Here is a 14,555-nt window from a genome sequence, read left to right on the forward strand (position 1 = left end):
CGGTGATCAGACGCGTGGTCTCTACACTGGCCCGGGCGGGAATCCGTCCGCAGCCAGCAGAGGAGAACGCGGGAGCCATGGCGAACCGGACAACTGGGAAAAAGGGGTCGGCCGTGAAGGCGGCCCGCGGTTCCGTGGTCAGCAAGAAGGGCACGCCGTGGGGCACGATCATCGCGGTCGTGGCCATCGTCGCCCTCGCCGCCGCCGTGATCACCTACTACATGGTGGCGTCCGCGCCGAAGCGTGACCAGGCGAGCCGCGAAGAGGCCGCCGCCGCGTTCGCGCCGACCGCGTCCGACCCGGATCCCTCGAAGCGCATCCCCGGCGTCATCACCGCGACCTACACCGGCAGTGTCCACGTCCTGCCGACCGAGCGCGTCGCCTACGACAAGACCCCGCCGTTCGGCGGCCCGCACGACCAGACGTGGGCCACCTGCACCGGCATCGTCTACCCGAACGCCGTCCGCACCGAGAACATGGTGCACGCGCTGGAGCACGGCTCGGTGTGGATCGCCTACAACCCGCAGCAGATCTCGGGTGACGCGCTGAACCTGCTGAGCGTGCGCGCCAAGGACAAGCCGTTCACGATGCTGTCGCCCTACCCCGGTCTCGACAAGCCGATCTCGCTGCAGTCCTGGGGCCACCAGCTGAAGCTGGACAGCGCCGACGACCCGCGGATCGACGAGTTCATCGCGGCCCTGCGCAGCAACCCGAACGGCGTCTACCCCGAGGTCGGCGCGTCCTGCGACGCGGTGCCCGGCTCGTTCGACCCGGACAACCCGCCGCCGTTCGACCCGTCGAAGCCGGGCCCGGACGCGAAGCCGATGGACTACAAGGGCAGCACCGCCGCGCAGGGTGAGCAGGGCGCCCCCGGCGGCGTGCCGACCGCTCCCGCGTCCGCCCCGGCCTCGGGCGCGCCGTCCCAGTGAGTTCCGGAGCCGACCTCGACGACCTCGAAACCGATGAGGTCGTCGAGCAGCCGACGTGGTCGCGCTGGGTGATCATCGGCGGGACGCTGCTGGCGGTCCTGCTGATCGGCGGCGTCGCGGGGATGTTCGTCACCCGCGCCGTCGACGACCCGGCGGCCACGGCCACACCGGCCCGCGACTCCGTCGAGGTCGGCTTCGCGCAGGACATGTCGACGCACCACCTGCAGGCGGTCACGATGTCGGGCATCGCCCGCGACCGCACGACCGACCCGGAGATCAAGCAGCTCGCGTTCGACATCGAACGCACGCAGCTCGAGCAGGTCGGCCGCATGAAGGGCTGGCTCATGCTGTGGGACCAGCCGGAGCAGGCGATCGGCGCGCCGATGAAGTGGATGACGGAACCGATGTCCGGCCACGACGGCATGTCGATGGCCCCGTCGTCGCTGTCGCCGTCGGGCGGCGCGTTGATGCCGGGCATGGCGACCGACACGGAGCTGACGAAGCTGCGCTCGCTGTCGGGCCGCCCGTTCGACGTCTACTTCCTGCAGCTGATGCTCCGCCACCACCAGGGCGGCACGTCGATGGCGCAGTACGCGTCGGAGCACTCGAACCTGCCGGCGCTGAAGGCCCTGGTGAACAGCATCCTCACGTCCCAGGGCGCGGAGATGGACCAGATGAAGCTGATGCTCGCCGGCCGGGGCGCCCAGCCGCTCCCCTGACGGTTCCGAAAAGCCGTGAAGGCCTCCTTACCGGCTCTTATGGCCGGTAAGGAGGCCTTCACGGCTTTCGGGGGCTGGGGCGGCGCGAGCTACCAGGAGAGTTCCTGGCAGCGGCGCGCGCAGTGCGGTGCCTCCACCTGCAGGGTCGCGTGCTCGATCGCGTAGCGCGTCGAGAGCAGGTTCTGAGCCTCGGTCAGCACGTCCGATTGCTGCGCCGGCGGCGCGAGCGTCAGGTGCGCGGACGCCACCTCCATGCCCGACGTCAGGGTCCAGACGTGCAGGTCGTGCACGTCCGCGACGCCCGGGAGAGCCGACAGCTCCGCGCTGATCGCGCCGACGTCGACGCCCTGCGGGGCGTGCTGGAAGAGGATGCGCAGCGCGCGGCGGGCCAGGGTCCACGTGCGGGGCAGGACGAACAGGCCGATCGCGACGCCGATGATCGGGTCCGCGTAGCGCCAGCCGGTGAGCAGCGTCAGCGCGCCGCTGACCAGCACACCGACCGAGCCGATCAGGTCGGCCAGCACCTCGAGGTACGCGCCGCGGACGTTGAGGCTCTCCTTCGCCCCCGAGCGCAGCACCGCGAACGACACGATGTTCGCCACCAGGCCGGCCGTCGCGGCCAGCAGCACCGGCAGGCCGGCCACCGCGGGCGGGTCGCTGATCCGGCCGACGGCCTCGACGAGGACGTACCCCGCGACGCCGAACAGCAGGATCGCGTTGCCCAGCGCCGCCAGCACCTCCGCGCGGTAGAGGCCGAACGTGCGGCTGACGGTGGGACCGGAGCGGCGGGCCAGGATGATCGCGGTCAGGGCCATGCCGACGCCGAGGACGTCGGTGAACATGTGCGCCGCGTCCGAGATCAGCGCCAGCGAGCCGGTCGCGAAGCCCACGACGAACTCCAGCACCATGAACCCGGCGCCGATGCCCAGGGCGATCGTCAGGCTCCGGACGTACCGGCCCGACGCGCTCGCCGGCGCGGCCGCCTGGCCGTGCCCGTGTCCGTGCCCCATTTCGCCTCCGTTCCCGGTTCACCGTCGAGACCCAACATATAGTCGGATGCGCATATATGCAACAGAGGGCAGCCTAAGTTCACCCATCCGAAAAGTACCCCGCACGCGCGCGCCGACCAATCCACCAGGAGGGGTTTCCCGCCTGGCGGACCGATTACGCTTCGGCGCTTCTTCCGGCTAGCGCACCAGCCGGAAGAAGCCGCGGACCTGCTGGACGAACAGCTCGGGCTGCTCCAGCGCGGCGAAGTGACCGCCGACGGGCAGCGTTTCGAACCACCGCAGGTCGGCGTAGCGCTGCTCCGCCTGCCGCCGCGACGGCCGCACGATCTCCTTGGGGAACACCGAAACCCCGGCGGGCACGGTGATCGGGGACAGGTCGCGGTCGGTGTTCTCCCAGTACATCCGCGCCGACGAGGCGGCCGTCGCGGTGAACCAGTAGACGGAGATCGCGTCGAGGAGCCGTTCGCGGGCGATGGCGTCCTCGGGCTGTCCCTTGTGGTCGGTCCAGGCCCAGAACTTCTCGGCGATCCAGGCGGCCTGCCCGGCGGGCGAGTCGGTCAGGCCGTAACCGAGCGTCTGCGGCCGGGTGCCCTGCTGCGCGGCGTAGCCGCTGCCGGTCCGCCGGAACTCCGCCAGGTCGGCGCGGGCCTGCCCTTCCTGCTCCGTCGGGTCGTCCCGGTCCAGCGACACGGGCGCGTAGTTGACGTGCACCCCGGCGACGCGCTCGTACCGCGCGAGCGCGTTGGTGACGGCGGCACCCCAGTCGCCACCCTGGGCGCCGTAGCGCGCGTAGCCGAGCGACGTCATCAGCGCGTCCCACAGCTCGGCGACCCGCGGGATCTTGAGCGCGGGCTTGTCACTCCACCCGAACCCGGGCAGCGACGGCGCGACGACGTGGAAGGCGTCGGCCGGATCCCCGCCGTGCGCCCGCGGATCGGTCAGCGGCCCGAGCACGTCGAGGAACTCGGTGACGGACCCGGGCCAGCCGTGCGTGAGCACGAGCGGCAGCGCGTCCGGTTCGGGCGACCGGACGTGCAGGAAGTGCACGCCGACGCCGTCGACGGCGGCCCGGAACTGCGGGAAGGCGTTGAGCCGGCCGGCGAAGCCGAAGTCGTACTCTTCGCCCCAGAACCGGCAGAGCTCCCGCACGTAGGCGAGCGGCGCCCCCTGCGACCAGTCGCCGACGGTCTCGGCCTCGGGCCACCGGGTCCGCCGCAACCGCTCCCGCAGGTCGGCGACGTCGGCCTCATCGAGCGGTACCCGGAACGGCTCAACCACGACAGCTCCTTCAGGTGGGCCTCCCACGCTATCGAGACGCCCACGAATGGATCAACTTCAGCCCCCTGACCAGCAAATTCGTTTTGCGGCGCCCTGCCCGCGCGGGTCACGGGGGATGCGCTAAGCTTCTGACGTCGCCCAGCGATGGGCCCTCGTAGCTCAGGGGATAGAGCACTGCCCTCCGGAGGCAGGTGTCGCAGGTTCGAATCCTGCCGAGGGCACCCAGATCCATTGCGCAAGACCGGCCTCTACCAGCGAGAACGCGGTAGAGGCCGACTCATTTCCTCCTCCGTGCCCCCCTGCAGCCGACCCGTCTCGGCTTGACAAGTTGTGGACAACCCGGCCCAGACCCGCCGCTGGACGGTTCCCGTGGGGTATGTCCCTCATGCATAATGGAACAACGCGATCGCGATAGGGAGGCTGGTCGGCGTGAGGTCAACCGATTCAGAGGTACACACGGAATTGCTCGATCTCACCGGAGTTCCCCTCGGGGAACTCCGCACGCTCCACACTCCATCGCTGAACACGGCAATCAGAAAAGTGTTCGACCGCTCCAGGCGAGTCGACGTCGACGAGATTCAAGGACAGATTTCGATCTGATCCACGACGGACGATCCTGCGCCTGAATCTCCGTGATTCGCTTCAGGCGAACCGGCGAAAAGGAGCACAATCGAATGCAGGCCGAACTGCCGCGTCACCGGCTGCCGTGGTCGTTCTTCGTCCAGCTCTGCACCGGGCCCGCATCGGCCGCCGTCATCGAAAACCTGCGCTCCGGGCAGCTCAGCCGGCGGAAACTGCAGGCTCGCGCACTGACGGAACTCCTCGCCACCAGGCCGGACAGCCCGGCGCACGCCTGGTCCGTCCTGGTCGCGGCCGACCGGCGCGATCCCGGCCTGGTCAACGAACTGCTGCTGCACCCCTCGGCCGGTGTCTGGCTCACCCGGACGCTCCGGAAATTGTCCGGAGCGGCCACGGACAGCACGCCGCTGCGGACCGACCTGGACTACCTCGCCTCGATCGCCGGTGCGGCGGCGACGCGCTGCGGGCTACCCTGCACGCTGGAAGTACCGGTGGTGCACGGGGTGATCACGCTGCCGACCGTCGGCCAGGTCACCCTGCCCTCGGCGTTCCCCGCGGGCCGCGCGGTCCTCGAAGTCTCGCCGGACGGCGCGGCGGCCGTGCGGACACTCACCTCGAGCGCGTCTGTCACGTTCTCCGCACCGGAACCCAGCCCCGGATTCGCGCCCGTCACCCGGCACACCGCGACTTCGCACCGGCTCCGCCTTTCGATCGAAGTCGACGACCGCGGGCCCTACCGGACCTTTTCAGCGCCGATCGGCCCTCGCCCGCTCGACCCGCTCGAGTACGCCGAATGGACCAAACTGCTCGACGAGGCGTGGGACATCCTCACCACGCACTACCGGGGATTCGCCGAAGAACTGTCCACCGGTATGTCCACACTCGTTCCGCTGGAAAGCGAGAACTCCATCACCGGCGCGTCTTCGTCCATCGCGTTCGGCGCGATCGCGATGACCCCGAAATATTCGGCCGTCGACTTGGCCGAAGCGCTCGTCCACGAACTCCAGCATTCGAAGCTGAACGCGCTGTTCGATCTCGTCGAACTGCACGACCCGGACTGCGATGAACTCTTCTACGCGCCGTGGCGTGACGATCCGCGTCCGATCGGCGGCCTGCTGCACGGCGCCCTCGCGTTCGTGACGGCCGTGGAATTCTGGCGGGTGCAAGCCGAGCACGAACAGGACGACGAGCTGTACGCGCAGTTCAACTACGCCTACCGGCGACGGCAAGTGCGGCAGACGGCCGAGACGCTGCTCGCGTCGCCGGCGCTGACCGGGTTCGGCCGCCGGTTCGTCGCCTCGATCGCCGAGCGGTTGTCGGCCGTCGAAGACAGCGCGGTCACCGACGAGGTACGAGAAGTGGTGGCGAAGGTCGCGGACGAACACCAGGCCGCGTGGCGACTCCAGCACCTGCGCCCCGATGAGAACCAGGTCCTCGCCCTCGCGAAAGCCTGGTCGACCGGCGCCCAGGAACCTCCCGGCCCGCTCGGACCGGCCGTCGTCGTCCCGTGCCACCGGTCACTCACCCGGTCGCCTCGCTCCGATCTGCTCAAGCTGCGATTCCTGGGCCAGGAGAACGCGGTCCCACCCGCGCGAACGCGCAACCTGTCCACGGCCGACCTGCACTACGTGGCGGGAGACCGCGACCAGGCCCGGGCGGCCTACACCGCCACAATCCGCGCGAGCCCCCAGGACGACCAGGCATGGCTCGGGCTGGGGCTCACATCGCCGGCCGAAGCCGACGGGACGCGCAGCATCCTGCTCACTTCGCCGCACGTCGTCCTCGCCGTCCGGGACAAGTTGCTCGCCCGTAACCACCGGCTCGACCGGCCGGTCGAGCTGGTGCGCTGGTTGAACACCGCTTCCGTGCCCGCCGATTAACGGCGAGCACGGAAGCGTGTGCGTCAAAGCTGCATGGTGTCGGTGTCGCAGTTGGCCCGCTCGGATTTGACCGCCGCGGCCACGGCCTGGTGCTGCTCGCCGAGGGCCTTGCGCAGTCCGGCGAGCGTGTTCGCGTGCAGGATCGTGGCCTCGTCCTCGCGGCCCATGGCGCGCATGTCGATCGAAAAGTTCAGGGCGATCGCCAGCGTGGCGGGGTGTTCCGTCCCGAGTACCCGGCCCGACCGCTCCAGGTTGGCGACGTCGAGTTCGTACGCTGCCTCGGTCTCGCCGAGCGCTTCGAGGTCGCTGGCCAGGTTGGTCACGCACACCATGGTGGATGGGTGGTCGTGGCCGAAGACCCGCTGCAGCGCCGCGCTCGTCCGCTCGTCGATCAGCCGCGCCTGCTCGATGTCACCCATCAAGCGGAGGGTGATCCCCAGGTTGATGGCGGACACCAACGTGAACGGGTGTTCCGCGCCATGGGTATCGACGAACAGCTGGTGACTCGACTCGCCGAGCTTGCGAGCACCGGCCAGGTCACCCAGGTGCCGCAGGTCGGCAGCCATGCAGGTTTCCGACGTGATCGTGTCGAGGTGGCGGTCACCGTGCCGTCGGCGGTAGCGCTCGACGCATTCCTGCGAAAGCTCGAACGCCCCCGTGTGGTCGCCGGCCTTCCGCCGGGCGACGGCGAGGTTGCGCATCGCACCGATCGTGCGCGGGTGGTCGTCGCCGACGACCTCGCGCTGCCGCTTCAACGTGCCTTCCTGAAGCTCGCACGCCTCGACGTACTGGCCGCACTCACGAAGATCCATGGCCAGCGCGTTCAGGGTCAGGAACGTGTCGATGTGCTCCTCGCCCAGCGCGATCTTCTTGCGCCGCCAGACGTCTTCGTCGAGATCCCTCGCCTCGAAGAACTTGCCGACCAGGCGGAGCGTGCTCGCCAGGTTGCCGCCGGCGGCCAAGGTTGCCGGGTCGTCCTCGCCGAGCACCCGCCGCGACCGCTCGAGGATGTCCTCGCCCATTTCCAGTTCCCGGTCGAACCGGCCGAGGGACCGCATGTCCTGCCGCACGGTGCCGGCGACGTTCAGGAAGAGCTCGTTGTCCTCCCCCACGGTCTCCCGCACCAGATCGTAGGTGCGGTTGTTGAGCGCCCGGGCCTCTTCCGTTTGGCCGAGCCGCCACAGTGAGACACCCTGCAGCCGGGCCATGGCCAGCGTGTCGGGGTCACTCTCGCCGAACATCTCGGTCCACTTGGTCAACGCCTGCCGCGAAGTTTCGCGCGCGCCCTCGTAGTCACCGTAGCTGACGAGGTAGCGGACCAGATTGATCATCATCCGGCGCACCCACGCGTCGGACTGGCACTCCATCATCCGCGACACCATGGCGTGCGGGAGCAGCTCGGAGTACGTCTTCCAGTTGGCCGAGTTCTCCGGGTCGTTCGGGTCGCCGTGCACCAGGAGGATGTGGACGGCGTGCCGCATCACGTCGTGCTCGGCGTCGTCCAGTTTGTTCTTGAGCACGGTCTGGACCAACCGGTGCAGCTGGAGGGTGTTGCTCCGGTGGTCCAGCCGGGCCAGGCTGTACCGGCTGATCTCGCGGATCGCCAGGTTGAGCTTGATCGGCTGGCTGAACGCGGTGGCGAGATCATCGGGCACCGGCACGCCGCGCACCGCGGTGAACAAGTTCCGCGAGATGGGTTCCGGCCCGAAGAAGGCACACACCTGGAGCAATTGGAGCGCGGCCGGGTGCGACGCGCGAAGCTTGGCCAGCGGGACGTTCCACGCCGCGGCCACGGATCGCTGGTAGTCGGCCGAGCCTTCGCTCTCCGTCATCTCGGCCAGGTTCTGGTCGAGCAGTTCCAGGTATTCGGCGACGGGCATACCGGTTTGCGCGCGCCACGCCGCCGCCTGCTCGATGGCCAGCGGCAGGTCTCCGAGTGCCTCGGCGAGCCGGTCGGCGTCACCGTCGTTGATCTCGCCGCCGGCGCGGCGAAGCAGTTCTTTGCTCTCTTCGCGGGTGAAAAGGTCGACCTCGACCGTCCGCGCCACTCCGGACCATTGGGAGTTCCGGGAAGTCACGACGATATGCCCGGTTTCGCCGGCGACCGCCGGGAAGAACGGGCTCACGATCTCCGGCCGGTCCGCGTTGTCGAAGACCAGTAACCAGCGTGAATAGGGATCGCCCTTGCGCAGTGCTTCCAGAACACTGGGCACCGCCGCGTCCGCCGTACCCGGAACTTGCAGGCCGAGCCGTTTGGCCAAGTCGACCAAGCTGCTCGAGATCTGCGACGGGTGCTCGGCGGGAATCCACCAGATGACGTCGTAGTCGTTGGCGTGGCGGTAGATGTACTCGACCACGGTCTGCGACTTGCCGACACCACCCATGCCGTGCAAGGCCTCGGGGAGCACCGCCGTCGCTCCGCCGGCCTGGACGAGCCGGGCCCTGAGCTGGTCCAGCAGATCGATCCGGCCGACGAAATCCGGGTTGCGCAAGGGAATCGTTCCCCAGATCTGCGGCCGTGATGTTCGCAGTGGACCTGAGGCGGCCGGTACAGGCGAGGCGGGAACTGTCACGGCGTCGTCTCCTCCGGAGGGGGTGGTGGTACCCGCGGGCTCACCCGACGAGGTCCGGGTGTCGGTCGTGGTCAAGGCGTGGTCCTCGAGGTCGGGTCCGGATTTCTGAATTGATCCAGAAACAGTGTCAAATACCACATTAGGGGCTCCGGAGGTACGGCCGCTCATCGCATCTGTGTGCGGAGCCAGATCCGCCTCGAGTTTCTTCGCGCGGCGCGCGTACCTGCCCGAGAGCGCGCGGAATACAGCTTCCTGAACACGCAGGTAGGGCACGTTTTCCGGAGAGGCGTCAAGCAACGACGCGGCATCCGGGTCGTCGACCGCGTCGCGGTAGTTCCGCAACGCCGCGATCCGGGCACCGGCGTACTGACCGAGAACACGAGCGACTCTCACAGTGGTGTCACGCCGCTCGCCGGAAAGGAGTTCCGCCCGGACTCCGTCCCGGAATTCGAAAGTCACTTCCGACGGATCGGCCGCGGCATGGTTTCGCGAGACCCGGTGGAGCAAACCGCCGAGGAGCACCTCGGCCAGCGCGGGAAGTCCGGAACCCGGGAGCAGCACGCGTTGCACGAGCCGCATGATCGGCAGGTTCAGGGGCGCGGCCGCGAGCAGGCCCGCCAGCTGGAAGGCCTGCTCGGACGCGTAAGTACGGAAGCGGAGCACCTGGTTCCGTGGCGTCACTTCTTCGGGTGGCTCGACTTGGCCCGCGGTGTCCAGCAGCCGCTTGCGGTGGTCGGGGTGGGCGAGCACGGCGGTCGTCTCGATCGTGGTCGCCGTCGAAACCAGTTTGGCCCAGTCCCGCAACCAGGCTTCCGACAAGGTCAGGACCGGAACGGCGACCGCGCCCTCGGTCGCCGCCGAAGGCATATCGCCGGCCGCGGGCGCGCCGGAGCCCTTGGTGTGGACCCGCAACCGGCGGTTGGGCACGCCAGGAGCGGACGCCGACAGCCGCAGCCTGCTGGGGGAAAGCCCACCCCACATCCACAGCCGCTGCGGGAGCATGTGCGCCACGGCCACGGGCATCTGCTCGGACCACCGGGCCAGCATTTCGTGGGCAACGCCGTCGTGCCAGGTCGTGCCGATCGCATCCGTCATGACCATGATCAACCTGCGCCCGGTCGGATCGGCGAGGTCCTTGGCCCGGTAGACCGCCCCGCCATTCCCTTCCGCGCGCAGAATGGGATCGCCGGCCGACGGCTCCGAACTGTCCATCAGGTGCACCCGCACGTCCCGGAAGGCTCCCTGCCTGCGGGCCAGGTTCCGGAACTCGCCGACGGTGTGCTGCCAGAGCTCCATCGACGGCGCGGTGTCCACCACGAGCGCGAGTTCGAACCGGTGCCACAGGTCCGGCTTCCAGACCGGTAACCACATCCCGTCGTCGGCGGCTCGAGTGGCGGTGGCTTCCTCGTCGAGGATCGTCGCCCACGGCGAGGGCGACGACCGCATGAGCGGCCGGAGCGCCCGGCTGATTTCCCGCGCCTGTGGCAGCGCGGGCGCGGTCGGCCAGTTCAGCGGCGCGGTCTCCCGGCCGTCGTCCGCTGTCACGCCCGCGGCGTGGACGAACCGGGTCGGCCCCGGCAGCCAGTCCTGCCTGCGCAGTGACGACGCCCCCGGGTCCGGTGGGGCATTCCCTCCCGCCGGACCGGTGTTGTCCGTGTCGTCCGGTTGCCGGGGAGCAGCGCCGGTGTCCGGCGTTTCGGGCGGTGCTTGGTCTGTCCCGTCGACCGCCGGCGGCGGATCCTTCTTGCCAGGCCTCGCCGGTTTCGCCGCCGCTCGCGGCACACCGAGCCGGCCGGCCAGCCACAAGATGTCCCGGGCCTCCCGCCACGAGAGGTCCCGCACGCGCAGCACCGGCTCAGCCGCGCCCGGTTCCCGGGGCGGCTGAGCTCCACTGGGCGTCGCGGTCACTCCGACTCCAAGGACGACAACGGGTGCCAAATCGCTTCGAGGAGTTCGGTCCAGTCGCCGTCGCGCTGGTACGCCCCCGAAGTCGCGAGTTCGGCGGCCATGTGGACGGCGTTCAGCAATTGGTCGGCCGCCAAGCCGCCCACGCGTTCACTGCGTTCGAGGAACTGCTCGATGAGCAGCCGGATGTCCAGGCCGTCGGTGTCGCCGAACTGGGCCGCCACCATCAGCCCCAGTTGCTCGAACGTGGGCGGCCGCATTTCGAGTTTCAAGCACCGGCGGAGAAATGCGGGCGGGAAATCCCGTTCTCCGTTGCTCGTGATGATGACGATCGGAAAGGCCCGCGGCCGGACGCGGCCGTCCTTGACCACAGCCGTACCGCCGCGGTCGTGCGTGAGCACGGTGACTTCCGACCGCAGTTTCGCGAGACGGACGAGTTCCGGAATTTCGTATTCGCCGTCTTCGAACACGTTCAGCAGATCGTTCGGCAGGTCGATGTCGCTCTTGTCGAGTTCGTCGATGAGCAGGACCCGCGGTTTCTCGAACGGCAGCAGAGCGGTGCCGAGCGGGCCCACACGGATGTAGTCGCCGATGTCGGCCGGTTCGGCGTGGTGCTCGCCCGCCGCCTGGACGCGGCCGATCGCGTCGTAGAGGTAGAGCCCGTCCTTCAGGACCGACCGACTGGAGATGGGCCACTTGAGCACCGGACCGAGCCCGAGTTCCGTGGCCACCAGGTAGGCCAGGCTCGATTTCCCGGTACCCGGACGACCGGTGACCAGCAGCGGGCGCCGCAGGTAGATGGCCGCGTTGACCATCGCGACCTCTTGCCGGTCCGAGACCCGGGCCTGGCTGCGCAGCCGTCCGATCCGGCGTTGCCCGTCACCGCCGTCGTCGGGCGGCAGGGTGACTGGCCCCTCACCGCCGAACTCACGCCAGGGCGGCGGGTCCGGCAGCGAGACCTCCCCGGTTCCGGCGGGAAGCCCGGTTCCCCGGTAGACCTGCCAGTCACGTTCGTGGTTTTCCGATTCGGCACCGGTCATACGCTCGACACCGCCTCGGGTGCGGTCGGGCGCTGCGGTACCACCATGCGTTCGGGGTCGTCCCACAAGATCGCCAGCCGGCTGCCGACGTGACTTCCTTCCGGCCCTTCGGCGAACGCGGACAGCCTGATGAGCCGAAGGCGTTCCAGCAGGTGGTGCGGGTCTTCGGCGTGCAGTAGCTCTTTCACGGTGTGGGAAAATTCCTCCGAACGGCAGTCTTCTCGATGCCAGACCATGACGGGAAAGCCGGCGCGCAGGCCCACGGCGATCTCGTCGCTTTCCACGGTGAACGGACGAGGCGGCTCACTGAGCACGAAGGCGACGAGATCCGGTTTCGCCTCGAACCACGCCGTCAGCTCACGTAAATTCCGCGCCTCGTCCCGCGGGCTCCAGAACCCGGATTCGGGCGCGATCGAGCCACCGCCCCCCGCCTGCGCTTTGAGTTCTTTCCACCGCACGTACCAAGCACGGTGCCATTTCCTTGCCTTCATTCTTTCCAGACTTCGCACCCCCATGGGAAAATGGCAACCGAGCGGTTCCGGAATGCTGGTCTCGACTTCCCACTGCCATTGGTCGACGTCCAGGTGCAACAGGTCCCGGGAAAGGATGAAATCGAGCCGGATGTCCGGATCGTACGGCGCCCACTCGCCTTCGACCTTCTCGGCCAGTTCGGCGACTTTGCGCCGCACCTCTTCAAATCCACCGAAGAAGTCGGGCCCGCGTTCCGGGTACCAGCCACCGGAGACGTCAAGCTGCCGCCAGTGCGACAACAGATAGCCGTCGCCGGTCGGCCCGTCGGGCTGCAGCAGGAAAACCAGGTAGGCCTCCGACCGGGGTTTCGGCGGATCCACCAAACGGGCTACACCCTTGATCTGATTACGGAAACCTTCGAGTTCCTTGACCAGATCCATCCGGCGGGCCTTCTCGTCCACCCATCCCCGGATCTCCGCGGCCAGGTCGAACCGAAGCCGCGCGGCGACGTGCTCGACGAGCATCAAGCTCTTCGGCACCCCGTCCGGACCGCAGTTCAGGGTCTCCAGCAGCAAAAACGCCTGCTCCAGCTGCGCTTCGGGCGGCAGTGGGGGCGCACCGGTACCGGCGACGTGCGCGTAGATGTCGGTGACGTCGGACGCGGTCACGCCGGACAACAGGCCGAACAACTGGTGCCGCTCCTCGGCCGTCCAGGCCTGCAGCGACGTCAGGTCGAGAATTATCTGCCGGACCTCTGTCAGCGCGATGGTGCCGGGCTCCACGCTCTCCAGCACACCGAGGAGGACGAGCAAGCCGTCCGGCCGCTGCCGGCACGAGTCGACGATCGCGAGCAAATGCAAGTTCGTCTGCGAATATTCGTTAACGGGCAACAAATAGCCCAGTTCGTCGGAGAGCAACCGGAGGACCAGCCGACGGCTGTTGGGGTCGCTCAGGCACGACACGCCCTGCAATGCCTGGACCAGAGACCACAGGGCACCCGCGCCCGGTGTCTCACCCATCATCGCAAGTCCTCCACCTCACTATGGGCATAGCCCAGGCCATCTTAGCGAGGTTCTGCAACAAACTTGCTCATCCTTGCCGTTTTAGTCCGATTGGGCTCACTGTTCGACCCGGCCCAACAAACTCGACAGCCACCGAAATGAGCCTGACCAGCCAATATTCGAGGCTTTCCCGAACTTGTCACCGATAGCGATCCCCCGCGAGAATGACTTGTTCGTCAAGATAACGAACGAAAGATCATTTACGACCGGAGCTCGAGCGGTATGTGCCGGGCGCGACTTCGAACTGGCGTTTGAACGCGTGCGAGAAGGTGAACGGCGAGCCGTAACCGATCTTCGACGCGATCGACGGCAGCGGCAGGTCCGTGTCCTGCAGCAGCCGGGCCGCCGTGGTCATGCGCCACCACGTCAAGTACGCCATCGGGGGGCGGCCCGTCAACGCCGTGAAGCGGCGGGCCAGTGTTGCGCGCGACAGGCCGACCCGGGCCGCGAGGTCCTCGATGCGCCACGGGGCCGCGGGATTCTCGTGCAACGCCGCCAGTGCGGCCGCGATCTCGCGGTCCCGCAAGGCTTCCGGCCAGCCCGGGTGCTCCGTCGAAGCCAGCCAGGCCCGGACCAGGTACACCAGCAGCAGGTCCAGCAGGCCCGTCACCACGGTGTCCCGGCCGGGGCGGGACGCCGCAACCTCGCCGCCCAGCAGGTCGATCGCCGCCCGCAGCTCCGGGTGGTGGCCGATCCTCGCGGGGAGGTGGACGACCTCCGGGAGGGCCGCGAGCACCGGGTGCTGCCGCGCGCGGTCCAGGCGGTACTTGCCGCACAGGAACTCCGTGCGGCCGTCCGGCTCGGGCACCGCCGTCTCGAACGGCACCGCGCCGGCGGCGTCCGGGGCGGACGACAGCGTGTGGGCGCTGCCGTGCGGGACCAGGACCACGTCGCCCGCGCCCAGGGGCACCGGCTCGCCGGACGAAGGGACCAGCCAGCCGCTCCCCCGCAGCAGCACGTGGAACCCCGCGCCCTCGTACGGCGCGAAGCGGTAGCACCACGTCGAGCCGGCGCGCAGGCGGTTCGACGTCGGCTGCCCGATCCGCATCGCGGCGATCGCGTCGCTCAGGAGGTCCACGAGTCCATCGTAACCGTGAGACGATCGCGCAT

Annotated in this window: 9 protein-coding genes and 1 tRNA gene; 4 read left to right on the plus strand and 6 right to left on the minus strand. The window is 68.7% G+C overall.

The genetic code is table 11. The features are described 5' to 3' along the window. Positions 1 to 113 precede the first annotated feature (113 nt). On the plus strand, positions 114 to 929 hold the full coding sequence (locus MUY22_RS04000; RefSeq protein ID WP_247057162.1) for a DUF3105 domain-containing protein: 816 nt from the start codon (positions 114 to 116) through the stop codon (positions 927 to 929). Further along, positions 926 to 1,648, plus strand: coding sequence for a DUF305 domain-containing protein (locus tag MUY22_RS04005; protein WP_247057164.1), 723 nt, complete (start codon positions 926 to 928; stop codon positions 1,646 to 1,648). Before MUY22_RS04000 ends, MUY22_RS04005 begins: the two co-directional genes overlap by 4 nt. Before the next feature lie 89 nt (positions 1,649 to 1,737). On the opposite strand, the gene MUY22_RS04010 is transcribed toward MUY22_RS04005, so the two are convergent. Both MUY22_RS04010 and MUY22_RS04015 read right to left on the minus strand, forming a co-directional pair. Further along, positions 1,738 to 2,658: a cation diffusion facilitator family transporter gene (locus MUY22_RS04010; protein WP_247057166.1), complete on the minus strand. Its 921-nt coding sequence runs from the start codon at positions 2,656 to 2,658 to the stop codon at positions 1,738 to 1,740. 177 nt (positions 2,659 to 2,835) lie between these two features. After that, the gene (locus MUY22_RS04015) at positions 2,836 to 3,936 is read right to left on the minus strand and encodes an epoxide hydrolase family protein (RefSeq protein ID WP_247057168.1); all 1,101 of its coding nucleotides are present in this window, start codon (positions 3,934 to 3,936) and stop codon (positions 2,836 to 2,838) included. Between the two features lie 148 nt (positions 3,937 to 4,084). Between MUY22_RS04015 and MUY22_RS04020 the strand changes: the two genes are divergently transcribed. Next, a tRNA-Arg gene (locus tag MUY22_RS04020) sits at positions 4,085 to 4,157 on the plus strand. Positions 4,158 to 4,610: 453 nt separating this feature from the next. Beyond that, positions 4,611 to 6,395, plus strand: a complete 1,785-nt coding sequence (locus tag MUY22_RS04025) for an HEXXH motif domain-containing protein (RefSeq protein ID WP_247057170.1) — start codon at positions 4,611 to 4,613, stop codon at positions 6,393 to 6,395. Positions 6,396 to 6,418: 23 nt separating this feature from the next. Here the strand turns inward: MUY22_RS04025 and fxsT are convergent, their stop codons facing one another. From fxsT to MUY22_RS04045, 4 genes are all read right to left on the minus strand, one after another. Then, the gene (fxsT, locus tag MUY22_RS04030) at positions 6,419 to 10,819 is read right to left on the minus strand and encodes an FxSxx-COOH system tetratricopeptide repeat protein (protein WP_247057172.1); all 4,401 of its coding nucleotides are present in this window, start codon (positions 10,817 to 10,819) and stop codon (positions 6,419 to 6,421) included. 53 nt (positions 10,820 to 10,872) lie between these two features. Then, positions 10,873 to 11,913, minus strand: coding sequence for an AAA family ATPase (locus MUY22_RS04035; protein ID WP_371827652.1), 1,041 nt, complete (start codon positions 11,911 to 11,913; stop codon positions 10,873 to 10,875). After that, positions 11,910 to 13,406 carry a hypothetical protein gene (locus MUY22_RS04040; RefSeq protein ID WP_247057176.1) on the minus strand — a complete coding sequence of 499 codons (1,497 nt, stop codon included), beginning with the start codon at positions 13,404 to 13,406 and terminating at the stop codon, positions 11,910 to 11,912. The genes MUY22_RS04035 and MUY22_RS04040 overlap by 4 nt, the downstream gene beginning before the upstream one ends. A gap of 235 nt (positions 13,407 to 13,641) precedes the next feature. Next, positions 13,642 to 14,523, minus strand: coding sequence for an AraC family transcriptional regulator (locus MUY22_RS04045; RefSeq protein WP_247057177.1), 882 nt, complete (start codon positions 14,521 to 14,523; stop codon positions 13,642 to 13,644). Positions 14,524 to 14,555 lie beyond the last annotated feature (32 nt).

The sequence above is a fragment of the Amycolatopsis sp. WQ 127309 genome (assembly GCF_023023025.1).
GTDB lineage: Bacteria > Actinomycetota > Actinomycetes > Mycobacteriales > Pseudonocardiaceae > Amycolatopsis.

Bases quoted from the DNA above. Each gene is read 5' to 3' on its own strand.
- MUY22_RS04010 (WP_247057166.1), bottom strand. From the start codon at position 2,658: ATGGGGCACGGACACGGGCACGGCCAGGCGGCCGCGCCGGCGAGCGCG.
- MUY22_RS04025 (WP_247057170.1), top strand. From the start codon at position 4,611: ATGCAGGCCGAACTGCCGCGTCACCGGCTGCCGTGGTCGTTCTTCGTC.
- MUY22_RS04035 (WP_371827652.1), bottom strand. From the start codon at position 11,913: ATGACCGGTGCCGAATCGGAAAACCACGAACGTGACTGGCAGGTCTAC.
- MUY22_RS04040 (WP_247057176.1), bottom strand. From the start codon at position 13,406: ATGATGGGTGAGACACCGGGCGCGGGTGCCCTGTGGTCTCTGGTCCAG.